Raw genomic sequence first — 24,407 nt, 5'->3', positions numbered from 1 at the left:
GCTCTTTTTCGTCATGGCCTACAAAGACCACGAACTCTGGTGCTTTCTTTTCGTTACGTTGTTTAATTTACAAGGTGCATGCCTTCTTCGGCGGAACATTGCTATTATAACAGCGCTTCTCGCGTTTGTCAACCGCTTTTTTCGAATTTCTTTCAATTCTTTTCCTGCGGCTCAACTGCGCTCCCGCACCGCCTCACAGCTTTGCTAGAATACCAAATCGCGCTCCATTTGTCAACCCATTTTCTTCACTTTTTTCTTGTTTTTTCAACCTGCCCAGCTCTTTCCCCGATTTTTGGTACTACTTCTGTGCAAAACAGAAAATGGGCTGTGCAAGCAAACCATGATATGGTATAATGGTCATGAGTAGACCACTATGCCCAGTTTTTCACAAACAGTTCTCCGGGATTTTTGCCCGTTCTATTTTGTCTCACATTATAAAATATATTCTCCGAGGAGTGATTTTTTTGCTGATCCGCAAGATGTCCGCCACCTTTGGCAGGCTCCAAAACCAGTCCCTGGAGCTTCGAGACGGCCTGAATATCATCGAGGCCCCCAATGAGGCGGGGAAGTCCACCTGGTGCGCGTTTCTCTCGGCCATGCTCTTTGGCATCAACAGCCGGGAGCGGGACAGGGCCGGCTTCATCGCCGACAAGAACCGCTTCGCCCCCTGGGCCGGCGTTGCCATGTCCGGGCGGCTGGACTGCCGCGCCGGAGACCGGGAGCTGACCCTGACCCGCGCCACCCGCCGCCAGACCGCCCCCATGGGGGAGTTCCAGGCGGTCTATGCCGGCACCAACGAGCCGGTCTCCGGTCTGACGGGCCCGACCTGCGGCGAGACCCTTCTGGGCGTCAGCCGGGAGGTGTTTGAGCGCAGCGCCTTCATCCGCCAGTCGGGGCTGGCCATCACCCAGGACCCGGGCCTGGAGCGGCGGATTGCCGCCCTCATCACCTCCGGCGAGGAGGGCACCTCCTACTCCGAGGCCGCAGATACATTAAAAAAACAATTGAACCGCCGCCGCCACAACAAGACGGGCCAGCTCCCCGCCCTGGAGACGGAGCTCCTGGAGACAGAGCGCCAACTGGAGGAGCTGGAGGAGCTGGAAGTGCAGCTGGCCGCCGCCCGGAGGCGGGCGGAGACATTGGAGGGCGAAAAGACCTCCCTGGAGGAGGAGCTGACCGCCTGCGGCCGCTGGGAAGCCAGCCGGCAGCGCCATGCCCTTTCCCAGGCAGAGACCGCCCTCCAGGAGGCTGGCCGCCGGGCCGCGGACCTCCGCCGACAGATCGAGACGGAGCGGGTGCCGGAGAACGACGCCATCGGCCGCCTGCGGGGCGCCATCGTCAACCTGGAGACCGTGCGCCGGTCCCTGAAAAAGGCCCGGGAGGAGCAGGACGAAGCCCGGAAAGCGGTACTGTGGGCGGAGGCCGCCGTCAACGACAGCCCCTTTCCGGGCCAGACGCCGGAGCAGGCGGCCCAGCTTCCCCTGAATCTGGAGCCCAGGCCCCGGTTTCCCCTCTGGGGAGTGCTGCTGACCCTTGCCCTGGGCCCTGGGCTATGGGCCGCCATGGTCTTTTTCGCCCAGCAAAACCTGCGGCTGTCCATCGGCTGCGGCTGCGGGGCGGGGGGGCTGTGCCTTTTGGCCTTGAGTCTGCTCACGATTCAAAAGCAAAAGAAGTGGGAGGTCCGGGCCGGGTCGCTCCGGGAGCAGCGGCAGAAGTCGCTGGAGGACTTCACCGCCCTCTATCGGGCCGCGGAGGCCGCCCAGGCGGATCTGACCGCTAAAACCGCCGCCGCGGACAGCCTGTACAGCTCCCTCACCACCAACGAGCAGGGTATTTTGCTGGAGGTCCGCCGCTTCGCTCCCGCCGCCTTTGACGTGCCTGCCGCCGACGCCGCCCTCCGCGCCTGCGCCGTCCGCCGCCGGGAGCTGACGGAGGCGGAGGCCGCCGCCCGGGAGGCCCGGCTCCGCTATGACCTGCTGGCCCAGCAGACTCCCGCCGCCGGGGAGGAGGCAGATCTCCCCGTCCCCGCCCGGAGCCGGGAAACGGTCTCCGCCCGGCTGGAGGAGACCCGGGACGCCCTGGCCGCCGCCCGCTCCGAGGCGGACCGTCTCGCCGGACAGCTCCACGCCCTGGGGGACCCGGTGGTGCTCCGCTCCTCCGCCGGCCACCTGCGGGAGCAGATGCAGACCCTGGAGGGGGAGTACGACGCCATCCAGCTGGCAATGGACGCCCTCAGCGCCGCCAACACCGCCCTCCAGACCCGTTTCTCCCCGGAGCTGGGCCGCCGGGCGGCGGAGATCTTCCGGGAGCTGACGGACGGCCGCTACACCGGCGTGACGCTGGACCGGAGCTTCCGTCTCTCCGCCGAGCCTTCCGGAGACAGCGTCTGTCGGGATGCGGCCCTGCTGTCCGCCGGAGCCGTGGACCAGCTCTACCTGGCGGTGCGCCTCGCCATCTGCGACCTGGTGCTGCCGGAGGAGGCCTGCGTGCCTATCGTCCTGGATGACGCCCTAACCAATTTCGACAACGTCCGCTGCGCCGCCGCCCTGCGGTATCTGCGCGCCGCGGCTCAAAAGCGGCAGATCCTCCTCTTCACCTGCCACAGCCGGGAGGCGGAATTCTTCGCCGGGGACAGCGGCGTTTTTATCCAGCGGTTGACGGGCGGTGCCCCTCTGGTATAAAATATCACTCTGCATAAGTTCCATATATACCATTATAAAATACACGCAATTGAAAAGGAGATTAAATCATGAGCGAATGTACCCATGACTGCGCCTCCTGCGGCGAGAGCTGCGGAGAGCGGCAGGAGCCCCAGTCCCTGCTGAAAGAACACCATCCTGCCGCCCATGTGGGCAAGGTATACGGCGTCGTGTCCGGCAAGGGCGGCGTGGGCAAGTCCATGACCTGCTGCCAGCTGGCGGTGACCATGCGCCGCCGGGGCCATACTGTCGGTGTTCTGGACGCCGACGTCACCGGCCCCTCCATCCCCAAGGCCTTCGGCCTCCACGGCCAGGCCGTGGGCAGCGAGGAGAGCCTCTGCCCCATGGAGACCCGCACCGGCATCCAGGTGATGTCCACCAACCTGCTGCTCCAGAACGAGACAGACCCGGTCGTCTGGCGGGGCCCGGTAATCTCCGGCGTGGTGCAGCAGTTCTGGACGGACGTGCTGTGGAACTGCGACTACCTCTTTGTGGATATGCCCCCTGGTACCGGGGACGTGTCCCTCTCCGTGTTCCAGTCCATCCCTCTGGACGGCATTCTGGTGGTGGCCTCCCCCCAGGATCTGGTGAGCATGGTGGTGGAGAAGGCCGTGAAGATGGCGGAGATGATGGAGGTGCCCATCGTAGGACTGGTGGAAAACATGAGCTACGTCTCCTGCCCGGACTGCGGCAAAAAGCTCCGCCTCTTCGGCGAGGGCAGGACTGCCGCCGCGGCCGCCCGCCACGGCCTCCAGCTGCTGGCGGAGATGCCCATTGACCCCGCCCTGGCGGCCCTGGTGGACGCCGGAGACATCGAGTCCTTTCAGGGCGCGTGGCTGGACAAGGTCGCCCAGGCTCTGGAATAAGCAGACAGCCGCGCCGTGGAAAACACGGCACGGCCGGACGTTCCAAAACCTGAAAACCGATCCTGCGGGAAGGAAGGGTGTGTGCGGGAAACCTCAAAAGGGTTTCCCGCGCTCTTTCAGAGTCTGTTTTCAAACCGTCAAAACGCCCAAACGGTGGATCTTTATCCGCCACTCTGCGTTAAATGTTCTTGCCGGGCGTCAGCCCGCCTGCGAAAATTTGCCTTGATTGGCGAAAATATCTCTCGCCGTTGGGCATTCCGCCATTTTTCAAACATGGCCTAAGCCGGAACGCCCTGGAAATTCCATCCAGTTTTCTGAACGCATTTTCCGCAGGCTGGCCGCGCTGTGTCTCCCCACGGCGCGGCTTTTGCCCATTTTTGTGCTTTCTGTCGAAAAGAGACAGGGCTTTTCTGCTTGGGGAGAGGGTTTTTGTCTGGAAAATCACTTGCAAAATCCACAGGAATCCGGGATAATGGTAGTACATTTTTTTCACAGAAATTTTTACAAAAAAGTAAGGGGGAGACAGCTATGCAGGAACTGAAGGACCGCATCGTCAAGGAGGGCAAGGTTCTGCCCGGCAACATCATCAAGGTGGACGGCTTTTTGAACCACCGCATCGACACGGAACTCATGGAACACATCGCCGAGGAGTTCGGCCGCCACTTCAACATGGACGAGGTGACCATGATCCTCACCGCCGAGGCCAGCGGCATCGCCCTGTCCGCCATTGTGGCCCGCCACTTCAACAAGCCCATGATCTTCGCCAAGAAGGCCAAGAGCGATAACATCGAGGGCGGCCTGTACCAGAGCGACATCTTCTCCTACACCTATAAGAAAAAGGTCACGCTGCTGGTGAGCAAGGAGTGGTTCTCCTCCGAGGACAAGGTGCTGATTATCGACGACTTCATGGCCAACGGCGAGGCCATGCGGGGATTGTGCGACATCGTGGACAAGGCCGGGGCCACATTGGTCGGCATCGGCTGCGCCGTGGAGAAGGGCTTCCAGGGCGGCGGCGACCGCCTCCGCGCCGCCGGAGTGAACCTCAAGTCCCTGGCCATCATCGAGAGCGCCGAGCCCGGCAACATCGTCTTCCGGGAGAACTGATTTTTCCGAAGTCCGAAACCAAATCGCCCCTTTTTCGTCTTAGTCTGTATAAGCGCTATAAAAAGGAGGCATTTTTATGTTGCATAAAATCACTGTCCTGCTGTGTCTGACGGCGCTTCTGTGCGCGTCGCTTACCGGCTGCCGGGAGGACCGCCGGGAGGATTTCTCTGACAACGACGCAAAGCCCGTCATCTATCTCTACCCGGAGAAGGAAGCCGAGGTCAATGTCCGCCTGGACTATGACGGAGAGCTGACCTGTACCTATCCCGCCTACGGCGAGGACGGCTGGACTGTCACCGCCGCCCCGGACGGCACACTGACGGACAAAAGCGGTCAGACTTATAATTATCTCTATTGGGAAGGCGTCTCCAATGGAGACTGCGATTTCTCCCGGGGCTTCTGCGTCCCCGGGGAGAACACTGCCGCCTTTTTGGAGGAGTCCCTTGAAAAGCTGGGCCTCACCCGCCGGGAGGCCAACGAGTTCATCGTCTACTGGCTGCCCCGGATGGAGGCGAACGCCTTTAATCTCATCGCCTTCCAGTTCGATGATTACGCAAGCCGCGCCAGGCTGACCATCACCCCCCAGCCGGACAGCCTCCTGCGGGTGTTCATGGCCTGGCGGCCCCTAGCGGAGCCGGTGGAGATCCCGGAGCAGGACCTGCCCGCTTTCCAGCGCACCGGCTTTGCCGCGGTGGAGTGGGGCGGAACGGAGCTTCCGTTCCTCACCGCTCAGGAGGCGAAGCAGCTCATCGCCCCCCCCCCCGCGCGGGACAATGACCGTGGCGGAGGCGGAGACCCTGCTGGAGCCGTCCTTCGCCTTGCAGCGAACCGTAACACTGTCCTGTTACGATGGAAAAAACATCTCCTCGGCCTCCGTTTATGTGGGAGTGTGGCCGGAAAAAACGGCTCTGGAAACTGCCTTCAACCCCATCAGGGGCCGCGCGGTGACCAACTGGACCATCCCGGAAACCCCCTGGCCCGTCTATGCGCTCTCCATCAGCGGCAACGGCCTGTCGGAGAACTATGAGGCAGTGTACTGCCGCGGCGTCTGGCTGGACAACCAGGGAAATGCCCTGCTGGCGGACGTGGACTTCCCGGCGATCTGGAAACAGTTTGCAAAAGAGGCGAAAACCACTCAGGACGCGTCCCGGGCTCTGCCTCTGCTGGCCCTCCGGGACGGCCAGTGGAACCATCGGTTCATGACTCCCTCCCGGGCGGAAAATCTGGACCGGGAGGTGCGCATGACATTGGACCTCAGCGGTGAAAACCTTTCATGGACCATCCGGAACGGCGCCAGCACCCCGCTGATCCACTCCAATGGCGGCGGTGTCGGACTGGAGGTGTCCCTGGCGGGCTGGTGGTACACCGTGCCCCTGGCCCGAGCGATAACCACGGAGCTTCATACGCTGCCTCCGAAAGAAAGCTGCACCTACACTTTTGCCAAGGAGTATTACTCCAGCCTTCCCGACGGAACCTACCGGCTGGTGTTTCCGCTGTATACGTCCTCCCAGGATTTGCAGGAGATGGATTTCCACAGCTATACCGCCTCCTCCTTCCAGCTGAAAAACGGCGCTCCTGTTATTCAGAAGGGCTGACCCGCACCTGCGGGAAAATGGCCTGGTCAGGGGACCAGGCCCCACAGGTATTCTACCGGAAAACAGAAGGTTGTTGGGGGGCGGGCCGGGTCAGAGCCCGGCCCCTACAGGGTGTTCCGTCGGAAGTACAGGGGGTATTGGAGGGGATGGCCTGCACAGGGTGCAGGCCCCGCAGTTCTGCCGAAAGAAAGCCGGCAGAATAGGCCCCCACCCCACACGGAACATGCCAGGCGCGAAGCGCGGGAAGAGACGCTAGGGACCTTGCGTCAAACCTGCAAAACACCCTCGTTGGCAGTCACAAATGCGGCAGAGCGCCCCCGCAAGGTACGCTGTCAAGCGCACCCGGCAGAAGATTGGCAAGTTTTATGGGCACCGGTTCAGACCAGCCCCCGTAACTTGGGCGAATTTGGCCCCTGCGGCCAAATTCCGCCCCAGCGTCTTTTTCTCTTTTGGACCGTGCACGGCCCGTTTTCTCTTTTTCTGCGCGCAGAAAAAGAGAAAATGGGGGGTGCATCTGCCCAGCCATCATCATGGCTGAAATCCCCCCGCCCGAAGGGCGGGCAAAGACCAAAACCACACCCCCTCTTGTGAAAGAAGGTAATCTACTATGTCCCATCAGACCGTCATCATCCTGGACTTCGGCGGCCAGTACAACCAGCTCATCGCCCGCCGGGTCCGGGAGCACGGCGTGTACTGCGAGGTCAAGCCCTATACCACCCCCCTGGCGGACCTCCGCGCCATAGACCCCATCGGCATCATCTTCACCGGCGGCCCCAACTCCGTGTATCTGGAGACCTCCCCCCACGTGGACCCGGAGATCTTCACCTGGGGCGTGCCCATCCTGGGCATCTGCTACGGCTGTCAGCTGATCGCCCACACCTTGGGCGGCAAAGTTACGGCCGCCACGGAGGACTCCGCTCGGGAGTACGGCAAGACGGAGACGTATTTCGACACGAAATGCCGCCTCTTCAAGGGCCTTCCCGCCCAAGGGATCACCTGGATGAGCCACGGCGACTATATGGAAAAGGTCCCCGACGGCTTCGCCCTCACCGCCCGCTCCGACGCCTGCCCCAACGTGGCCATTGCCGACGAGGCCCGGGGCTTCTACGGCGTCCAGTACCACCCGGAGGTCAATCACACGGAGCACGGCACGGACATGATCCGCAACTTCCTCTACGAGGTCTGCGGCGCCGCAGGCGACTGGTCCATGCGCGGCTACAAGGAGACCGCCGTCCAGGCTCTGCGGGAGAAGATCGGAGACGGGAAGGTCCTGCTGGCCCTCAGCGGCGGCGTGGACTCCTCCGTGGCGGCGGCCCTTTTGGCGGAGGCCGTGGGGAAGCAGCTGACCTGCGTGTTCGTGGACCACGGCCTCATGCGGCTGAACGAGGGAGACGAGGTGGAGACCGCCTTCTCCCAGTGGGACATCAACTTCGTCCGCGCCGACGCGGAGGAGCTGTTCCTCAGCAGGCTGGCCGGCGTCACGGAGCCGGAGGCCAAGCGGAAGATCATCGGCGAGGAGTTCATCCGGGTCTTCGAGGCGGAGGCCAAAAAGATCGGCCGGGTGGACTACCTGGCCCAGGGCACAATTTACCCGGACGTGATCGAGTCCGGCGCCGGGGACGCGGCGGTCATCAAGAGCCACCACAACGTGGGCGGCCTGCCGGACTACGTGGACTTCAAGGAGATCGTGGAGCCTTTGCGGCTCCTCTTCAAGGACGAGGTGCGAGGCTTAGGCCGGGAGTTGGGTCTGCCGGAGTACCTGGTGAGCCGTCAGCCCTTCCCGGGCCCGGGCCTGGCGGTCCGCTGCATAGGTGACATCACCAAGGAAAAGCTGGGCACCCTGCGCCTGGCGGACTTCATCTTCCGGGACGAGATCGCCAAGGCAGGCCTGGAGGGAACCATGGACCAGTATTTCGCGGTGCTGACCAATATGCGCTCCGTCGGCGTCCAGGGGGACGGGCGGACGTACGACTACACCCTGGCCCTGCGCAGCGTGACCACTACGGACTTTATGACCGCGGACTGGACCCGGATTCCCTATGAGGTGCTGGACCGCGTCAGCGTGCGGATCGTCAACGAGGTGCCCCATATCAATCGGATTGTGTATGACATCACCTCCAAGCCCCCGGCGACGATTGAGTGGGAGTAGATTTTAGAACAAAAAACGCATATTTTCGTTGATTTTCTATAAATTTTAGAACTTTTCACCCGCTATGAGGGCAACCTGTTTTGGGCACCTCGTAGCGGGTGATTTGCGTTTTTAGCGTGTAACATTCCTGGAGGCTATGAGGTAACTTGAGAACACTTCATAAGGAGGGCAATTTCATGACGGATAGGACAGCGAGAGGCGCATGGGTTGTGAGAGTGAGAGAGGGGGTGAGAGACGGTGAGAAAGGGCAGCAAGCAGGGGAAGCGGATCGACGGGCAGGCCGTCAGGATGACCGACCGCCGGTTCCTGGATGTGGCGGACGAATTCCTAAAGGTGAAGGAGAGCATGGGGCTGAGTGAACAGACCATCAAGACCTACCAGTGGAATATCAAGTACTTCATCCGGTTCGCTGGTGCAGATGTGAAATGTTCGCAGCTTACCCTGGAGTTCCTGCTGGAATATCTGGACGATATGCGGGCAAGGGGGATCACCAACAATGTCACCCTCAATACCGCCATCCAGAACCTCAGCCCCATCATTCACTATGCCCGTGATAGAGGCTACTGTCCCCACCGCTACCTGATGCCCTTCATCCGGGGGCAGGTGACCGACAAGAAGCCCTACACAAAGGAGGAACTGGAAACCATTCTGGAGCCTCCCGACAAGCGGGACTTCACACATATGCGGACGTGGGCCATACTCTGGACGCTGGCCTCCACGGGAATGCGGGCCAGGGAACTGCGGGAGCTGCGGATTGAGAATGTTGACTTCTCCAACATGCTCAGTGTCTTGTGCTATGTCGAAAAATATGCTATACTGTCCGCATTATAGTATTAAAGGCATATTTTGTATTGCCTGATCAATTTAAAAGGAGGCAGATTGGAATGGCGCAAACAGAAACTATCTTGACCCCTAAAGTTGATAGTGCTCAAGAATTTATAGAAATTGCGTTGGATTTTTCTAATCCATTAGATTTAGTTCGCGAGGCGATTAGTAATGCATTTGATGCACATGCAGAAAATATCACCTTAGAGTTTAGTGTAATTCAAGAATATGGAGAAAAAGTCCTGAAAATTGTAATTAAAGATGACGGGGATGGAATGGATACGGAAGGGTTGCAATCGTTTTTCGATTTGGGAAATTCTCTTCGTAGAGGTAATGACGACAGCATAGGAGAAAAAGGGCATGGCACTAAAGTTTATTTTAACAGTAAAAAAATTGAAGTTCTAACCCAAAAAAACAATTACAAATTTTACGCTATAATGGATGAGCCGAGCCGTAAGTTATTAGATAGGGAGATTCCAGAAGTTAACCTTAAGATTGAGGATGATCCCAGTGGTGAATCCGGGACAACTATTACCATTTTAGGTTACAACAATAATCGTCGTGATAGGTTTACACATGACCAGATAAAAGACTATATTTTGTGGTTTACTAAATTCGGGTCTATTGAAAGCGCATTTAGAATTGAAAAATACAAGAATGTTAAATTGCACTTAAAAGGTGTTGATAAAAGGGAATTTGAAAGTATCCAATTTGGACATGTGTTTCCTGAAGAAAGCCAACGCGCAACAGACTTGTTTGATAAGTACTTTACAGAAGCACCAAAGTGGTATTGCAAAAAATTTGTAAGAACAGGGACGTTAGAAAGCATGCCGGAAATTGAATATCAGGCTATATTTGTGGTAGAGGGAACAAGGGTTAAATACCAGTATAATAACATGATTAAGAGAAGTGGCTATAAAGCGCCGCAAGGGGCATATACTGTGCAGGAAAGATATGGTCTATGGCTATGTAAAGATTTTATCCCTGTGCAAAGAAAAAATGAATGGATTACTGTTAAGGGTTCAGAATATACAAAATTTCATGCATTTGTTAACTGCCAGGACTTAAGATTAACAGCAAATCGGGGGTCCATAGAAAATACACACTCTGAGATTTTACTTGAGCTTAAAAAGGCGGTTGATGAAGTCTATAATGAGATACAGAATTCAGATTGGGAAGAAATCCAATGGCTGGAAAGCGCAGCCACTGCATATAAAACCATTGATAGCGAGAACAAGGACTTTGAGCGGAGAATCGAGAAAACAAAACGTGCTCGAGTAGCTGATTATAATGGCATCCATTTGATTGAACCGCAAATGGAAAGTGGTGTTTTTGCGATTTTTATGCAATTAAGTAGTCATGATCCAGGAATGTTCCCATTTACAATTATAAACTATGACACACATTCTGGAATTGACGTGATTGCCAAGGCAAAAGATGATATACCAATCAAAACTTCAAAATTGTATTATGTTGAGTTCAAGAACTATTTGACCAAAGATTTTAATCACTCATTCAAAAACTTACATAGCATTGTTTGCTGGGACATCAATTTGGAAGTCTTAGGAAATGGAGAAGAAGTTACAGATATTGCGAACCAACGCCGAACACTAAAAATCATTCCTCCGGCTGATGATAGAGATTATACTAGATACTATCTTGATTCCATGAGAAGCGAAAGAAAAATTGAGATTTTTGTGTTGAAATATTACTTGGAACAAAAATTCAATATTGAGTTCTTGCCAAGGACAGAAACAGCATCTATCTAATCCTAAAATATGTTCACAAAACGGTATAAACATTGTAATTCTATATTTTTCGTGGTAGAACATATTTGGAAGAACAATGTTATCACAGTTGATAACAATTTGATAACAGCCCATCGTATAGGCTGGATAATATGGATATATCAAATAATCAAAAGAATAGGGCATCATATTTCTAAAGCAAAATCCGTTAGAATATGATACCCAGCAACGAGTGGGAGTGACCCCTCTTCTGACTCCGGCGTATCACATTTTGCCGAATCAAGCAGCTGTCCAATGCGGGCGGCTGCTTGATTTGACACATATGGCAAAAAGCAGCGCCGCCATGCGCCCCCGGCCAAATTCAGTTGCTTTTCCCAGCAAAACCGTGTAAACTGGAGGAAAATCAAACTCACGTCAAAGGAGCGTTCCGTTATGATCTATACACTCTGCGCCCTGCTGGGAGCGGCCCTGCTGGGACTGGACCAGTGGGTGAAGTGGTGGACCTCGTCCCACTTCTCCGCTCCCGTCCCCCCCCACATCTATTGGACCGCGGACCCGGCCCGGGACTTTCTGCCGGGTCTGGTGGAGCTGACCCGGGTCCACAATTACGGCGCGGCCTGGTCAAGCTTCTCCGGGCAGCGGTGGCTGCTGGTGGGGCTCACCTCCCTGATTCTGCTGGCGGTGCTGTATGCGCTGGTGCGGCGGATTGTCCGGCATCCCCTGGGGGTGCTGGCCGGCTGCCTGATTCTCTCTGGGGGCCTTGGCAACATCATCGACCGGGCGCGGCTGGGCTATGTGGTGGATATGTTCCACTTCCAGTTCTGGCCCGCCTATCCTGTGTTCAACGTGGCGGATGTCTGCGTGGTCTGCGGCGCGGCGCTGGCCGCCGTGTACTACCTGCGCTTCTATGAGAAGTACGACAAAAAAGGAGGCCCCCATGGAGACGCTGACACTGCGGCCCGGTGAGGCACAGGCGGGCCGCCGGGCGGACGTATGGCTCTCGGAGACCGTGGATGGCATGACCCGCTCTGCCGCCGCCCGGCTGCTGGAGGAGGGGCTGGTGACCTGCGGCGGAAAGCCCCTGTCCAAAAGCTGCAGGCTCACAGGCGGCGAGACGGTGGAGGTCCTTCTACCGGAGCCGGAGCCGCTGGACCTGATCCCACAGGACATCCCTCTGGACATCGTCTACGAGGACGGCGACGTGATTGTGGTCAACAAGCCCAAGGGGCTGGTGGTTCACCCGGCCCCAGGCCACCCGGACGGCACGCTGGTCAACGCCCTGCTCTTCCACTGCGGGAGTTCCCTCTCCGGCGTGGGCGGGGCTCTGCGCCCCGGCATTGTCCACCGCATCGACCGGGACACCTCCGGCCTTATCATCGCCGCCAAAAACGACCTGGCCCACCAGGGGCTGGCCGCCCAGCTCCAGGACCATACGCTGGCCCGCACCTACGAGTGCCTCGCCCTGGGGGGGCTTCGGGAGGATCAGGGAACCGTGAACGCCCCCATCGGGCGGCACCCGTCGGACCGGAAGAAAATGGCGGTCATCCCCGGCGGACGCCCCGCCGTCACCCACTGGGAGGCGCTGGACCGCTTTCCCGGCTGTACCCATCTCCGCTGCCGCCTGGAGACCGGGCGCACCCATCAGATCCGGGTCCACATGGCCCACATCGGACACCCCATCTTGGGGGACACGGTCTACGGGGCAAAGAAACCCGTCCCCGGCCTTCATGGCCAGTGCCTGCATGCCGTTGGCCTGCGGTTCCGCCATCCCCGTACCGGGGAGCTGGTGGAGCTCTCCTGCGGCCTGCCCCCGGAGTTTCAGGAGCAGCTGCAAAAACTCTCTGCCCGACGCTGACTTTCCTGTCGGGCAAGAGCAGATTTGTAAATATGCACAATAGGTAATCGATTACTTTAGTTGATTTGTACAAAACACTCGTTGACACCTTTCTCCCCCCCTGCTAGAATATGGTCAATCTCCAAGAGGAGACCGGGCCGGGCCCGGGGAACAGGTGACGGCCGAACCCCGCCGTCCTCCCGGCAAGGCCCAACCGAGCGGATTCAAAAAGGAGGAACATCCGATGGTTAAGAAGCTTGATATAAAAGACCGTGACCAGGTGGAAAAGATCAACGAGCTGGCCACCCAAACGCCCTATGAGGTATGGCTGAGCACGGATACGCTGATGCTGGACGCCCGCTCCCTTCTGGGCCTGTACGCCCTGATCGGCAAGCGGGTCAACGTGGTGACGGAGGACAGCGTCGACCCCAGGAGTCTGGACCGGCTGGTGGACAAAATGTCCTGAACCTCCGGCAAAAAAGAGAGGCCCCCGGCGTTCCGCGCTGCCACGCGGAGCGCCGGCGCTTTTTTCCCTCTTACCTTTCGTGTTGATAATGGCCTATAAACTTTTCTTTTTTAAGCAGAAGCTATCCCAGATGGAATGACGCTAATGACTGAGTCGGACAAACCTCACACAAAGCACCAGGAACCTTTTAATTGTTGTTCAGAATGGGCGGTCAGGGGGGAGGATGGCAGCAGCATCGAGCCTCGGCTCATGCCCGATGAGGCGATACCTCTTTTGCGTTTCGGTTATCCAAAGAGCGAGGAGAAACCTCTGCATCCGGATAAAGACGGAAATGTACTGTCCATGAGCCTTACTGCTACTCGGCGTATGTCAGAAGAAACCGCTAAAATTTTTGAAGATCTTTTCTAGGCCTTGTTTGAAAAATGGTGGAATGCCCAACGGCGAGAGATGTTTTCGCCAATCAAGGCAAGTTTTTGCAGGCGGGCTGACGCCCGGCAAGAAAATTTAACGCAGAGTGCCGGATCAAGATCCACCGTTTGGGCATTCCGCCATTTTTCAAACAAGGCCTAATATTGATTTATTGGGGGGATTTCATCTTTATGGTGAAATCCCCCTTGACAAATATTCTCTTGGCTTAAACATGTGGGAAAAGTCAGACATCAATCCCCGTATGCCAACTATGTTTCCATTCGCCTCTTTCTTGACCAAAGTGTGAACTTCTTCAAAATGGGAATCCGCATCAGCCCATAATCTTTGGATAAACCCTTCTCCATCCAAAGTAAAACCTTCTTTTCCCATTACAGCAAAAGATTCTTTCATACACTTTTCTATTTTCATATTTTTCCTCCCTAATTCCGATTTATGATTCTTATTATAGTGCAGCCAATCTTTTGCTTCAAGCTGCGGCTGGTGAGATTGCCAGTGCCCGGCTCCATCAACACGAAAGGTAAAAGGGACCTTTTCGCTTCACACCGGCCTTCGCAAAATTTTGCAAAATTTCGCAAATTTTTGCACGGCGGCCTTTTCATCTGAATTTTGCCGTGATATACTAACTATGTATACGGGCCTCCTCCAAACCGGCCCGCTGGTCAGGAGAGATTTTCATGAGCCCAACCGGCCAATCCCCCCGCCGCTTTCCCAAAATCGGAATGCGCAATATCAAGACGGCTCTGGCCGCCGCGCTCTGTGCTCTGATCTACTATTTTCTGGACCGCAGTCCCGCCTTCGCCTGCATCGGCGCCATCTTCGGCATGGGCAGCGATCTGGAAAATTCCAAGCTCCACGGCGGAAACCGCCTCTTCGGCACCGCCATCGGCGGGCTTCTGGGCATGGCCCTCTTCCGGGTTTACCTGCTCTTCTATCCGCAGGGCGGCCACACGCTGCTGCTGGTGCCCCTGGTGTTCGTCGGCACCGTGGCGCTGATTCTGCTGTGCCAAATCTTCTGGGTGGGAGGCGTCCAGCCCGGCGGCGTGGTGCTTTGCATCATCCTCTTCAACACTCCGGTGGAGAGCTATGTCACCTATGCCCTGAACCGCATCTTCGATACCGGCATCGGCGTTATCATGGCTCTGGTGGTCAACAGCGTGTTCCCCGGAGGCTTCACCTTCCAATTTATGGAGCGCTTTTACCGGCTCTTCCGCAAAACGGCGGAGGACCCTGCAAATATCACTGAGAAAACGGAGGAAGACAGCAATGGAATATCGCATTGAGGGAAAGCCCCTGCCCGTAGTCATCTGCCAGCTGAGCGCCGGAGAGACCATGATTACCGAGCGGGGCAGCATGAGCTGGATGAGCCCCAACATGAAGATGGAGACCACCTCCAACGGCGGACTGGGCAAGGCCCTGGGCCGGATGTTTGCCGGAGAGGCTCTGTTTCAGAACCGCTATACCGCCCAGGGCGGCCCGGGGATGATCGCCTTTGCCTCCAGCTTCCCCGGGGACATCCGGGCTTTTGAGATCGGGCCGGGCCGGGAGCTGGTGGTGCAGAAGAGCGGCTTTCTGGCCAGTGAGGAGACGGTGGAGCTGTCCGTGTTCTTCCAGAAAAAAGTGGGCGCCGGCTTCTTTGGCGGCGAGGGCTTTATTATGCAGAAGCTCTCCGGCCGGGGCATGGCCTTCACGGAGTTTGACGGCTTTGTGATGGAGTACGACCTGGCGGCGGGGCAGTCCCTGGTGGTGGACACCGGATACCTGGCGGCCATGGACGCCACCTGCTCCATGGACATCCAGACAGTGCCCGGGGTGAAGAACATGGTGTTTGGCGGCGAGGGGCTCTTCAACACCGTCGTCACAGGGCCGGGCCGGGTCTATCTCCAGACCATGCCCATCAGCAGCGTGGCCGGCGCTATCCGCCCCTTCATTCCCACAGGGAAATAAGAGACTCGATTTATGTCCGACACTCAGTAAAATGACAAAACGCCAGTCCCGGCACAAAGGCCAGGGCTGGCGTCTTTTTGTCTTTTTCATCGGTTCGGATCAGCACGCGGCGCTCGTCCGGGACTGTTCAAAGCGGGCCTCCGCCTTGTTCCAGTCGATGAAGGAGAACCAGTAATCTAGGTATTTCTCCTTGTCAAACTGGTCATCCAGGAAATAGGCATGTTCCCAGAGGTCCGCCACAAAGATGGGCTGGACGGCCTGGAGGTCCACAGCATCGTTGTTGTCCGTGATGACGATGTGGGGACCGCCGCTCCGCTCCGCCACCAGCCACACCCAGCCGGCCCCGGGGAGGCTGTCGGCGGCCTCCAGCAGCAGCCGCTTGAAGGCATTTATGGAACCGTAGACCCCGATCAAAACGCCCGTCAGCTTGTTCAGGGGCGGCGTATCCATGACGGACTGGATGCCGTCAAAATACAGCTCGTGGTTGTACACCGCTCCGGCGGCCCCCTTCAGCCGGGCCAGCTGGGCGACGGGCATGTTGATGTCCTGGGTGAGAAGCTCCTCCAGGCTGAGGTTGGTCAGGCGGTGCTTAGAGACCAGATGGTTCAGCTCCCGGACCTTCTGGGCATAGTACTGACCGTGGTGCAGGTACAGGGTGTCCGGATCGCAGTAAGGGCTCAGGGAGCTGAGTCCGAAGCCAAGTGTCATGGTTTGAAACGGGTATCGCTGACTCATGTCAATTCCTCCTGGGCGGGATATATCATATGGCCTAACCCATTATATGTTTCCGCTCCCAGTGGTGCGGCGGGCCGGCGTAAGAGAATCCCGCCCCGGTCTGCGGCCGGGGCGGGATTCTCTAGGCCTTTCAAATGCGTCAACAAACAAAATAAAATTAACTTCATCCAGATACTCAGGTATATCCCCAGGTTCAATAATTTCTACGCATTCTATCTTTTCTTCAAGAAACTCTCTCCAATATGAAAACAGCTGCATCCGCTTTTCAAACGGCGAACATGGCTTTACCAATGCAATCCGCCCCATCGTTATAATGCCATAAAGTCTTCCATGGAATTCAATATATATGACATTGGAAGGTCGTTTCATGAGCAAGGGGATCAGCTCATCATACGATAACGTATCCCGCTCTTCTGTCAATTCCAGTACCGTCAAATTTTCCGTTCCGTATAATCCATATACAATATTCTCCTTTTGCAAAGTAAGAACCTGTATTCACAGGAGGGAAATGATGGATAGGTGAGGGATTTTGACGATCCGCAGGGAGCTTAAAGCACCCTGGCAGGTTTTTAATGTGTATTGTCATCTGTGTTAACACAGATGACGCCAGAAGCAGGCCGCTTCAAGCAGCCTGCTTCTGGTGAATGATTCCTTTTATATAATTTTCTTAACCAGGGCCCGCTTATTGCTCACACCCTCTCAGGCATCCTTGATAGCGGCCTGGGCGGCGGCCAGACGGGCGATGGGCACCCGGAAGGGGGAGCAGGACACATAGTCCAGGCCGATCTTGTGGCAGAACTCCACGCTGGAGGGGTCGCCGCCGTGCTCGCCGCAGATGCCCAGATGCAGGTCCGGGTTAGTGCTCCGGCCCCAGCGGGCGGCGTTGGAGATCAGACGGCCCACGCCGTGCTGGTCCAGCTTGGCAAAAGGATCGTTCTCGTAGATCTTCTTGTCATAGTAGGCGTCCAGGAACTTGCCTGCGTCATCCCGGCTGAAGCCGAAGACCAACTGGGTCAGGTCGTTGGACCCGAAGGAGAAGAAGTCGGAGATGGGGGCGATGTCATCAGCGCACATGGCGGCGCGGGGGATCTCGATCATGTTGCCCACCTTATACTTCAGGCTGGAGCCGGCCTCCTTGATCAGGGCGTCGGCCACTTCCGTGACGATGCCCTTCACATAGGCGAACTCCTTCAGCTCGCCCACCAGGGGAATCATGATCTCGGGAACCAGATCCCACTCGGGATGGCGGGCCTGAACGTTCAGGGCGGCCTTGATGACGGCCCGGGTCTGCATCTTGGCGATCTCCGGGAAGGTGACGCTCAGGCGGCAGCCGCGGTGGCCCATCATGGGGTTGAACTCGTGGAGACCGGCGATGACGGCCTTGATCTCCTCCACGGTCTTGCCCATATCCCTGGCCATGGCCTCAATATCGGCTTCCTCGGTGGGCACGAACTCGTGCAGCGGGGGGTCCAGGAAGCGGATGGTGACAGGGCAGCCCTCCATGGCCTCGTAGATGCCCTCGAAGTCGCCCTGCTGCATGGGCTCCAGCTTGGCCAGGGCCTTCTCCCGCTGCTCCACGGTGTCCGAGCAGATCATCTCCCGGATGGCCTGGATGCGGTCGTCGTTGAAGAACATGTGCTCGGTGCGGCACAGGCCGATGCCCTGGGCGCCCAGCTCCCGGGCCTTTTTGGCGTCGGCGGGGGTGTCGGCGTTGGTGCGGACCTCCAGGCGGCGGTACTTGTCCGCCCAACCCATGATGCGGCCGAACTCGCCGCCGATGGTGGCGTCCACGGTGGGAACGGCGCCGTCATAGATATTGCCGGTGGAGCCGTCCAGGCTCAGCCAGTCGCCCTCGCAGTAGGTCTTGCCAGCCAGCTCAAACTTCTTGTTCTCCTCGTCCATCTTGATGTCGCCGCAGCCGGAGACGCAGCACTTGCCCATGCCCCGGGCCACCACGGCGGCGTGGGAGGTCATGCCGCCCCGGACGGTGAGGATGCCCTGGGCGGCCTTCATGCCCTCGATGTCCTCGGGGGAGGTCTCCAGGCGGACCAGGATCACCTTCTCGCCCCGCTGGGCCCAGGCCTTGGCGTCCTCGGCGGAGAACACGGCCTTGCCGCTGGCGGCGCCGGGGGAGGCGCCCAGAGCCTTGCCCATGACCTTACTCTCCTTCAGGGCCACGGCGTCAAACTGGGGATGGAGCAGGGTGTCCAGGGTGCGGGGCTCCACCATGGCCACGGCCTTCTTCTCGTCGATCATGCCCTCGTCCACCAGGTCGCAGGCGATTTTCAAAGCGGCCTGGGCGGTGCGCTTGCCGTTGCGGGTCTGGAGCATGTAGAGCTTGCCGTGCTCCACGGTGAACTCCATGTCCTGCATATCGCGGTAGTGGTCCTCCAGGGTCTTGCAGACGTTTTCAAACTGGGCGAAGGCCTCGGGGAACTTCTCGGCCATCTCGGCGATGGGCATGGGGGTCCGGACGCCGGCCACCACGTCCTCGCCCTGGGCGTTGGTCAAAAACTCGCCGAAGAGCTTCTTCTCGCCGGTAGCGGGGTTGCGGGTAAAGGCCACGCCGGTGCCGCAGTCGTCGCCCATATTGCCGAAGGCCATGGACTGGACGTTGACGGCGGTGCCCCAGGAGTAGGGGATGTCGTTGTCCCGGCGGTAGACGTTGGCGCGGGGGTTGTCCCAGGAGCGGAACACGGCCTTGACGGCGCCCATCAGCTGCTCCTTGGGGTCGGTGGGAAAGTCCTGACCGATCTTGGACTTGTACTCGGCCTTGAACTGGCCGGCCAGCTCCTTGAGGTCCTCGGCGGTGAGCTCCACGTCCTGGGTGACGCCCCGGGCCTCCTTCATCTTGTCGATGAGCTGCTCAAAGTACTTCTTGCCGACTTCCATAACCACGTCGGAGTACATCTGGATAAAGCGGCGGTAGCAGTCCCAGGCCCAGCGGGGGTTTCCGGACTTCTTGGCCAGCACGTCCACCACGGTCTCATTGAGGCCCAGGTTCAGGATGGTGTCCATCATGCCGGGCATGGAGGCCCGGGCGCCGGAGCGGACGGAGACCAGCAGGGGGTTCTCCATATCGCCGAACTTCTTGCCGGTGATGCCCTCCATCTTCTCGATGTACTCCATGATCTCGGCGAAGATCTCGTCGTTGATCTTCTGGCCGTCCTCATAGTACTGGGTGCAGGCCTCGGTGGTGATGGTGAAGCCCTGGGGCACGGGCAGGCCGATGTTGGTCATCTCGGCCAGGTTGGCGCCCTTGCCGCCCAGGAGCTCCCGCATGTTGGCGTTTCCCTCAGTGAACAGGTAGCAGTACTTTTTGCTCATCTTCATTCCTCCGTTTTTTATCTCCGCCCCGCCGGGCAGATCGTATCGTGTGTCCGTACACTAATCTTTGCAGCCTTGGTCAAATCAGTTAGCTATAATATTATAATAGGTCACTTTCTGGAAAACAATTCATAAATATCATAAAGAAATTCGCCGGAAACCGGAGGAATGCCCCCAAATTCTGGGGGTTTTGCACAAAAGGCCTGTCAGTTGTCCCAAAAATGAGAAGTTTTTTTGTCTGTTCTCCCGGCCGAATCCATTTGGCACACGTTTGCGCTTTACTGTTTTTCCCGTTTCCGCCTCCGGCGCTCCGGCCTCTCTCCGGCTGCGGGGAGTGTCCGTTTCGCGAATTTTATGCAGGGGCCGGGCTCTGCCCCGGCCCGTCCGCCGGAGACCTGGCGTTTTCGGAAAGACGGGCGGGGACAGCGCCATGGCCGCAAGGCAAAAATTACAGGTGATCAAATGCGTGGCCGGACGACTCCCGGCTGCGGCGGGACTTGCATTTGGCGGGCTTCGGAGGTATAATCAGGTATCATTTTGTTCGGGAGGACTTGCCATGTCCCCGTTTTCACCCGCCGATCCCGCCGCCGTCCGCATCCGGGAGGCCGCCGGCCGGGGCACGCTGTCCCACGCGCTGCTGTTCACCGGCGGCGGAGACCTGGCCGCCGCCGCCCAGTACGCCGCCGCCGCTCTGGAGTGTCAGGGGGAGGGGGCGAAGCCCTGCGGCGTCTGTCCCGCCTGCCGGAAGGTATTTGCGGACATCCACCCGGATGTCGCCGCCGTCCGGGACGAGGCCCATAAGAATATTGCCGTGGACGTGGTGCGGTCCGTCCGGGCGGACGCCTACATCCGCCCCAACGAGGGCCGGCGGAAGGTCTACATCTTCCCGGACTGCGGCCTTCTGACGGAGCAGGACCAGAACGTGCTGCTGAAAATCGTGGAGGAGGGCCCGCCCTACGCCGCGTTCCTCTTCTGTGCGGAGAACCCCGCCGCGGTGCTCCAGACCCTCCGCTCCCGCTGTGTGGAGCTCCGCCCGGGAGCCGCCGCAGGCGGGGCGGACGGCGCGCTTTCGGAGTCGGTGGAGCGGCTCTGCCGCTGCCTGGGCTCCAAAAAGCGGGGGAGCGCCGCGGAGCTGGCGGCGCGGCTGGAGAAGAAGCGGACCACCCGGGAGGACCTGTCCGCCTTTCTGGAGGAGTGCCGGGAGGCCTTTTCGGCGGCGCTGCTGCTGCTCTACGGGCAGCCGCCGGAGGAAAATCTCCGGGAGAGCGCGTCTTTTCTCGCGAAAAACTTGACAAAATCCCAAATTGTGCGCACAATAGAGGTGTTGCAGAAGTACCGCGGGGAGTGCGCCTATAACGTTGGCCCGGGCCACGTGCTGGGCGCCCTGGCGGTGGAATTGGAGGAAATCTTTTGACAGAAGTAATCAACGTCCGCTTTCGGGGCGGCTGCAAAAATTATTATTTCGACCCCAAGGGGGCCGTGGTGAAGATGGGAGACCAGGTGATCGTGGAGACCGCCCAGGGCCCGGAGTTCGCCACCTGCACGGAGGGCAACCACGAGGTGGAGGATTCCGCCATCGTCCGCCCCCTGTGCGCCATGCTGCGCATGGCCACGGAGAGCGATTGCCGCACCGTGGAGTACAACAAGAAAAAAGAGCGGGAGGCCTTTGACATCTGCGAGCGGAAGATCGCCGCCCACGGCCTGGAGATGAAGCTGGTAAACGTCTCCGCCAGCTTTGACGGAAACAAGATCATCTTCTACTTCACCGCCGACGGCCGGGTGGATTTCCGGGAGCTGGTGCGGGACCTGGCCTCCGTGTTCCGGGCCCGCATTGAGCTGCGGCAGATCGGCGTGCGGGACGAGGCCAAGATGATCGGCGGCATGGGCATCTGCGGACGGCCCTTCTGCTGCTCCCAGTTTCTGGACGGCTTTCTCCCTGTGTCCATCAAGATGGCCAAGACCCAGAACCTCAGCCTGAACCCCACCAAGATCTCCGGCACCTGCGGGCGGCTGATGTGCTGCCTGAAGTACGAGCAGAACGCCTACGAGGACGCCGCCAAGCGCATGCCCAAGGCGGAGAGCTTCGTCCAGACCCCCGACGGCCCCGGCAATGTGAAGAGCGTGGACCTGCTGCGGGAGACCATGAAGGTGGCCCTGGACTCCTCCGGCCCCAGCGAGCCGCTGAAAACCTACCGCAGCTGCGAGATCAAGGTGCTGCGCAACGGCAAGGGCAGCCGGGAGGGCATTGAGATTCCGGAGCGGCCCGCCCGGTACATGGAGGAGCGGACGGAGGAGAGCTTCGAGTCCCCCATCTTCGCCACCCCCTTCTACATGGACCACCCCCTGGAGGACGCCCCCGTCCGGGAGAAATTCGGCCAGGAGAGCGGCGAGAACCGCTCCCGCCGCCGTCACCGGGGCGGACGGCGGGGACACAGCGGCAAGCAGCCCTCCGGCGGAGGACAGTCCCGGCCGGCGGAGGACTGGCAGCCCGACAAGAAGCCCGCGGGGAAGGCCCGTCCCCCTCAGTCCCAGCAGGCCAAATCCGCCGCCGGCGACGGGGAGGCCAAGCGCCGCAAGCCCTACTACCGGGGCGGACGCCGCCGGGGCAAGGGCGGCGGAGGCGGCACGCCGCCCAAGGCCGAATAAAAACATCTATATTGACGGGCGCATCCCGCCGTCCGCTGTGCGGGCGGCGGGATTTCAAAACTTTTTGAGACATACCGAAATCCTCTCATTGAAACCGTGCAGGCAGGCCTCCCTTTCCCTTGAACCGGCCGCCTGCCCTTTTTGGCTGTCCGCCTTTTCACAGGAGATTAGAAAGGAGAACCTCATGGGAAAATTCACCGGCGTGCTGCTGGCCAGCGACTTTGACAACACCCTGATCTACACGGAGGAGGCCCTGCGCACCGGGGCGCCGGTGCCGCCCCTGCCGGAGCGGAACCGGAAGGCCCTGGCGTACTTCATGGCCCAGGGGGGGCGCTTCGCCGTGTCCACCGGACGGGCCCTGGCGGCCTTTTTGAACTACGCGGACCTGGTGCCCATGAGCGCCCCCGGGGTGGTGTGCAACGGCGCGGCGCTGTATGACTTTCAAACCGGGGAGTATCTGGAGACCGCTTTGCTGGACCAGCTGGCCCTGGAGCGGGGGCAGGCGGTGCTGGACCGCTTCCCGGAGGCGGCGGTGGAGGCCTATCACATTGGAAATGTGATCCACGCCGTCCACCCCAACGAATTCACCCGCCGCCACGAGCATCTGACCAAGGTGGGCGTCACAGAGGCCCCTAGCCTGACAGAGGTGCCCCTGCCCCTGGGAAAGCTCCTCTTTGAGGCGGAGCACAGCACGCTGGCGGACATTGTGGCTTTTCTGAGAGAACAGGGCTGGGCCGGAGATTACGAGCTGATTTTCTCCGGCCAGACGCTGCTGGAGATGACCGTCAAGGGCGCCAATAAGGGCGGCATGGTCTGCCGCCTCGCTGAGCGGCTGGGGATCTCCATGGAACACGTCTACTGCGCGGGGGACGAGGCCAACGACATCTCCATGCTCACCGCCGCCCGGGAGGGCTTTGCCCCCGCCAACAGCGTTCCCGCCGTGCGGGAGTGCGGGGCGACGATTGTCTGCGACGCCCGGGAGGGGGCTCTGGCGGATGTAGTGGAGATTCTGGACCGGCGGTATTGAAGCCGCACCGGGGAACTGCCCGGCCCAAGGCCGCGAAATCTCCTCCGCAACCTCAGATTGCGGAACTTCCACGCCGGGTTGCTGGCCAAACCGGATAAAACCCGCTATACTGTTCCCATCAAGCCATGGGAGGACACAACATGACTTTCGGTGAAAAACTCCAGAAGCTCCGCTCCCGGGAGGGCCTGAGCCAGGACGCCCTGGCGGAGCTGCTGAACGTCAGCCGCCAGGCGGTGAGCCGCTGGGAGCGGGACGAGACCATGCCCGAGACGGAAAAAGTCATCCGCATCAGCGACCACTTCCACGTCACCACCGACTATTTATTAAAGGATGGTTTATTAAAGGACGGTCCGGAGCAGTTCCCTCCGGCCTCCCGGCCCCTGCCGGAGCCGGGGAGCCTCTGGGACAAATATGGCTTCGTGGTGGGCTATCTGCTGGCAGCCCTGGGCTTTCCGTGGATCCTACTGGCCTTGATCAACCTGTTTGACAGGAACATCTGGCCCACAGGCATGGGCCTTTTGCTCAGTCTCGTGGGCAGAGGGGGCTTTTTCGCCGTCACCGGTCTCCTGCTGGCCCGCCGCTGGCGGCGGGCGGGCCGCTTCCGGCGGCAGGACCTGGGCTGGGCCCTGATCTGCGGAGGCGGGCTGCTGGTATTCGCCCGCCTTCTCACGATCCTGATTGACTGGACCCTCAAGGCCTCCTGGTTCCCCGATGATCTTCAAAACGCGCCGTTGGCGTTGATCCCCCTGCTTCTGGGCCTTCTCCTGGCCCTTCTGCCGCCCCGGAGACCCCGGGAGCCAAAAACCGAATAGTCCCGCACCCACTGTGCTTGTTGCAGAATGTGCGAATGGCGCAAAGGTCCTGTCATTCCGAGAAAAAAGGCCGCCAGTGGCGGCCTTTTTTCGTGGGAATCCGTTTGCCGGCACAGGAGTACGGATTGCCGCGCCCGGCTCCGCCGGACTCGCAATGACAGGATCCTCGCAAAATCCCAATTCCGTGACAGGCGCAAGATT

At 59.1% G+C, this 24,407-nt stretch carries 22 protein-coding genes and 1 pseudogene; 18 read left to right on the top strand and 5 right to left on the bottom strand.

Features of this window, described 5'->3' with window-relative positions:
- The 3 genes from C816_RS24530 to C816_RS10405 form a co-directional block, all read left to right on the top strand.
- Window positions 1-208: hypothetical protein (locus tag C816_RS24530; protein WP_207636918.1), on the top strand; the 208-nt coding region annotated here is incomplete at its 5' end.
- 247 nt (window positions 209-455) lie between these two features.
- Window positions 456-2,681 (top strand): ATP-binding protein, encoded by a 2,226-nt coding sequence (locus C816_RS25455; RefSeq protein ID WP_155978972.1) that lies wholly within the window; start codon window positions 456-458, stop codon window positions 2,679-2,681.
- 68 nt (window positions 2,682-2,749) lie between these two features.
- Window positions 2,750-3,565, top strand: coding sequence for a P-loop NTPase (locus C816_RS10405; RefSeq protein WP_016322358.1), 816 nt, complete (start codon window positions 2,750-2,752; stop codon window positions 3,563-3,565).
- A 178-nt stretch (window positions 3,566-3,743) separates the two neighbouring features.
- On the opposite strand, the gene C816_RS23660 is transcribed toward C816_RS10405, so the two are convergent.
- Complete coding sequence (locus C816_RS23660) at window positions 3,744-4,058, bottom strand: hypothetical protein (protein ID WP_155978971.1); 315 nt, start codon at window positions 4,056-4,058, stop codon at window positions 3,744-3,746.
- Between the two features lie 35 nt (window positions 4,059-4,093).
- Here C816_RS23660 and C816_RS10400 point away from each other — a divergent pair, with 35 nt between their 5' ends.
- The 9 genes from C816_RS10400 to C816_RS10360 all read left to right on the top strand — a co-directional run bounded on the left by C816_RS10400 (window position 4,094) and on the right by C816_RS10360 (window position 13,286).
- Window positions 4,094-4,669 (top strand): xanthine phosphoribosyltransferase, encoded by a 576-nt coding sequence (locus C816_RS10400; RefSeq protein WP_016322357.1) that lies wholly within the window; start codon window positions 4,094-4,096, stop codon window positions 4,667-4,669.
- A 76-nt stretch (window positions 4,670-4,745) separates the two neighbouring features.
- On the top strand, window positions 4,746-5,696 hold the full coding sequence (locus C816_RS10395; RefSeq protein ID WP_016322356.1) for a hypothetical protein: 951 nt from the start codon (window positions 4,746-4,748) through the stop codon (window positions 5,694-5,696).
- Entirely contained in the window at window positions 5,614-6,264 is a 651-nt protein-coding gene (locus tag C816_RS10390; protein WP_040655185.1) for an immunoglobulin-like domain-containing protein, read from the top strand. The genes C816_RS10395 and C816_RS10390 overlap by 83 nt, the downstream gene beginning before the upstream one ends.
- Window positions 6,265-6,871: 607 nt before the next feature.
- Window positions 6,872-8,413: a glutamine-hydrolyzing GMP synthase gene (gene guaA / locus C816_RS10385; protein ID WP_016322354.1), complete on the top strand. Its 1,542-nt coding sequence runs from the start codon at window positions 6,872-6,874 to the stop codon at window positions 8,411-8,413.
- Window positions 8,414-8,650: 237 nt separating this feature from the next.
- Window positions 8,651-9,244, top strand: a complete 594-nt coding sequence (locus tag C816_RS10380; protein WP_016322353.1) for a tyrosine-type recombinase/integrase — start codon at window positions 8,651-8,653, stop codon at window positions 9,242-9,244.
- Window positions 9,245-9,297: 53 nt separating this feature from the next.
- Complete coding sequence (locus C816_RS10375; RefSeq protein WP_016322352.1) at window positions 9,298-11,007, top strand: ATP-binding protein; 1,710 nt, start codon at window positions 9,298-9,300, stop codon at window positions 11,005-11,007.
- 411 nt (window positions 11,008-11,418) lie between these two features.
- Window positions 11,419-11,952, top strand: a complete 534-nt coding sequence (gene lspA, locus C816_RS10370) for a signal peptidase II (protein WP_016322351.1) — start codon at window positions 11,419-11,421, stop codon at window positions 11,950-11,952.
- Window positions 11,924-12,841 (top strand): RluA family pseudouridine synthase, encoded by a 918-nt coding sequence (locus C816_RS10365; RefSeq protein WP_016322350.1) that lies wholly within the window; start codon window positions 11,924-11,926, stop codon window positions 12,839-12,841. Before lspA ends, C816_RS10365 begins: the two co-directional genes overlap by 29 nt.
- Window positions 12,842-13,064: 223 nt before the next feature.
- Window positions 13,065-13,286 carry a hypothetical protein gene (locus C816_RS10360; RefSeq protein ID WP_016322349.1) on the top strand — a complete coding sequence of 74 codons (222 nt, stop codon included), beginning with the start codon at window positions 13,065-13,067 and terminating at the stop codon, window positions 13,284-13,286.
- Between the two features lie 597 nt (window positions 13,287-13,883).
- Here C816_RS10360 and C816_RS10350 read toward each other — a convergent pair.
- Entirely contained in the window at window positions 13,884-14,123 is a 240-nt protein-coding gene (locus C816_RS10350) for a hypothetical protein (protein WP_016322348.1), read from the bottom strand.
- Between the two features lie 311 nt (window positions 14,124-14,434).
- On the opposite strand from C816_RS10350, the gene C816_RS10345 reads away from it, so the two are divergent.
- Together C816_RS10345 and C816_RS10340 are read left to right on the top strand one after the other, a co-directional pair.
- Window positions 14,435-14,995, top strand: coding sequence for an FUSC family protein (locus C816_RS10345; protein ID WP_155978989.1), 561 nt, complete (start codon window positions 14,435-14,437; stop codon window positions 14,993-14,995).
- Window positions 14,979-15,659 carry a TIGR00266 family protein gene (locus tag C816_RS10340; protein WP_016322346.1) on the top strand — a complete coding sequence of 227 codons (681 nt, stop codon included), beginning with the start codon at window positions 14,979-14,981 and terminating at the stop codon, window positions 15,657-15,659. The genes C816_RS10345 and C816_RS10340 overlap by 17 nt, the downstream gene beginning before the upstream one ends.
- Window positions 15,660-15,758: 99 nt before the next feature.
- Here the strand turns inward: C816_RS10340 and C816_RS10335 are convergent, their stop codons facing one another.
- The 3 genes from C816_RS10335 to ppdK all read right to left on the bottom strand — a co-directional run bounded on the left by C816_RS10335 (window position 15,759) and on the right by ppdK (window position 19,721).
- On the bottom strand, window positions 15,759-16,394 hold the full coding sequence (locus tag C816_RS10335) for a superoxide dismutase (protein ID WP_016322345.1): 636 nt from the start codon (window positions 16,392-16,394) through the stop codon (window positions 15,759-15,761).
- A 42-nt stretch (window positions 16,395-16,436) separates the two neighbouring features.
- On the bottom strand, window positions 16,437-16,829 hold the full coding sequence (locus C816_RS10330; protein ID WP_040655180.1) for a hypothetical protein: 393 nt from the start codon (window positions 16,827-16,829) through the stop codon (window positions 16,437-16,439).
- A 264-nt stretch (window positions 16,830-17,093) separates the two neighbouring features.
- Window positions 17,094-19,721: a pyruvate, phosphate dikinase gene (gene ppdK, locus C816_RS10325; protein WP_016322344.1), complete on the bottom strand. Its 2,628-nt coding sequence runs from the start codon at window positions 19,719-19,721 to the stop codon at window positions 17,094-17,096.
- 556 nt (window positions 19,722-20,277) lie between these two features.
- Between ppdK and C816_RS21815 the strand changes: the two genes are divergently transcribed.
- From C816_RS21815 to C816_RS23655, 4 genes and pseudogenes are all read left to right on the top strand, one after another.
- The gene (locus C816_RS21815; protein WP_016322343.1) at window positions 20,278-21,135 is read left to right on the top strand and encodes a DNA polymerase III subunit delta'; all 858 of its coding nucleotides are present in this window, start codon (window positions 20,278-20,280) and stop codon (window positions 21,133-21,135) included.
- Window positions 21,132-21,962 (top strand): annotated as a pseudogene (locus C816_RS25450) (stage 0 sporulation family protein); the annotation flags it as partial. The gene C816_RS21815 and the pseudogene C816_RS25450, both read left to right, overlap by 4 nt.
- Before the next feature lie 589 nt (window positions 21,963-22,551).
- Complete coding sequence (locus tag C816_RS10310) at window positions 22,552-23,394, top strand: HAD-IIB family hydrolase (protein ID WP_016322341.1); 843 nt, start codon at window positions 22,552-22,554, stop codon at window positions 23,392-23,394.
- Window positions 23,395-23,534: 140 nt separating this feature from the next.
- Window positions 23,535-24,206 (top strand): helix-turn-helix domain-containing protein, encoded by a 672-nt coding sequence (locus C816_RS23655; protein ID WP_016322340.1) that lies wholly within the window; start codon window positions 23,535-23,537, stop codon window positions 24,204-24,206.
- Window positions 24,207-24,407 lie beyond the last annotated feature (201 nt).

The organism is Oscillibacter sp. 1-3 (assembly GCF_000403435.2).
Lineage (GTDB): Bacteria > Bacillota > Clostridia > Oscillospirales > Oscillospiraceae > Oscillibacter.
This window is presented reverse-complemented; position numbering and strand designations above follow the sequence as displayed.

What these genes read in the sequence shown, in the direction of transcription:
- C816_RS10395 (WP_016322356.1), top strand. Translation starts at nt 4,746, where the DNA reads ATGTTGCATAAAATCACTGTCCTGCTGTGTCTGACGGCGCTTCTGTGC.
- C816_RS10310 (WP_016322341.1), top strand. Translation starts at nt 22,552, where the DNA reads ATGGGAAAATTCACCGGCGTGCTGCTGGCCAGCGACTTTGACAACACC.
- C816_RS10335 (WP_016322345.1), bottom strand. Translation starts at nt 16,394, where the DNA reads ATGAGTCAGCGATACCCGTTTCAAACCATGACACTTGGCTTCGGACTC.
- C816_RS10400 (WP_016322357.1), top strand. Translation starts at nt 4,094, where the DNA reads ATGCAGGAACTGAAGGACCGCATCGTCAAGGAGGGCAAGGTTCTGCCC.
- C816_RS10405 (WP_016322358.1), top strand. Translation starts at nt 2,750, where the DNA reads ATGAGCGAATGTACCCATGACTGCGCCTCCTGCGGCGAGAGCTGCGGA.
- C816_RS10365 (WP_016322350.1), top strand. Translation starts at nt 11,924, where the DNA reads ATGGAGACGCTGACACTGCGGCCCGGTGAGGCACAGGCGGGCCGCCGG.
- C816_RS21815 (WP_016322343.1), top strand. Translation starts at nt 20,278, where the DNA reads ATGTCCCCGTTTTCACCCGCCGATCCCGCCGCCGTCCGCATCCGGGAG.
- C816_RS10345 (WP_155978989.1), top strand. Translation starts at nt 14,435, where the DNA reads ATGCGCAATATCAAGACGGCTCTGGCCGCCGCGCTCTGTGCTCTGATC.
- C816_RS10340 (WP_016322346.1), top strand. Translation starts at nt 14,979, where the DNA reads ATGGAATATCGCATTGAGGGAAAGCCCCTGCCCGTAGTCATCTGCCAG.
- C816_RS10375 (WP_016322352.1), top strand. Translation starts at nt 9,298, where the DNA reads ATGGCGCAAACAGAAACTATCTTGACCCCTAAAGTTGATAGTGCTCAA.
- lspA (WP_016322351.1), top strand. Translation starts at nt 11,419, where the DNA reads ATGATCTATACACTCTGCGCCCTGCTGGGAGCGGCCCTGCTGGGACTG.
- C816_RS10350 (WP_016322348.1), bottom strand. Translation starts at nt 14,123, where the DNA reads ATGAAAATAGAAAAGTGTATGAAAGAATCTTTTGCTGTAATGGGAAAA.
- C816_RS23655 (WP_016322340.1), top strand. Translation starts at nt 23,535, where the DNA reads ATGACTTTCGGTGAAAAACTCCAGAAGCTCCGCTCCCGGGAGGGCCTG.
- ppdK (WP_016322344.1), bottom strand. Translation starts at nt 19,721, where the DNA reads ATGAGCAAAAAGTACTGCTACCTGTTCACTGAGGGAAACGCCAACATG.
- guaA (WP_016322354.1), top strand. Translation starts at nt 6,872, where the DNA reads ATGTCCCATCAGACCGTCATCATCCTGGACTTCGGCGGCCAGTACAAC.
- C816_RS10360 (WP_016322349.1), top strand. Translation starts at nt 13,065, where the DNA reads ATGGTTAAGAAGCTTGATATAAAAGACCGTGACCAGGTGGAAAAGATC.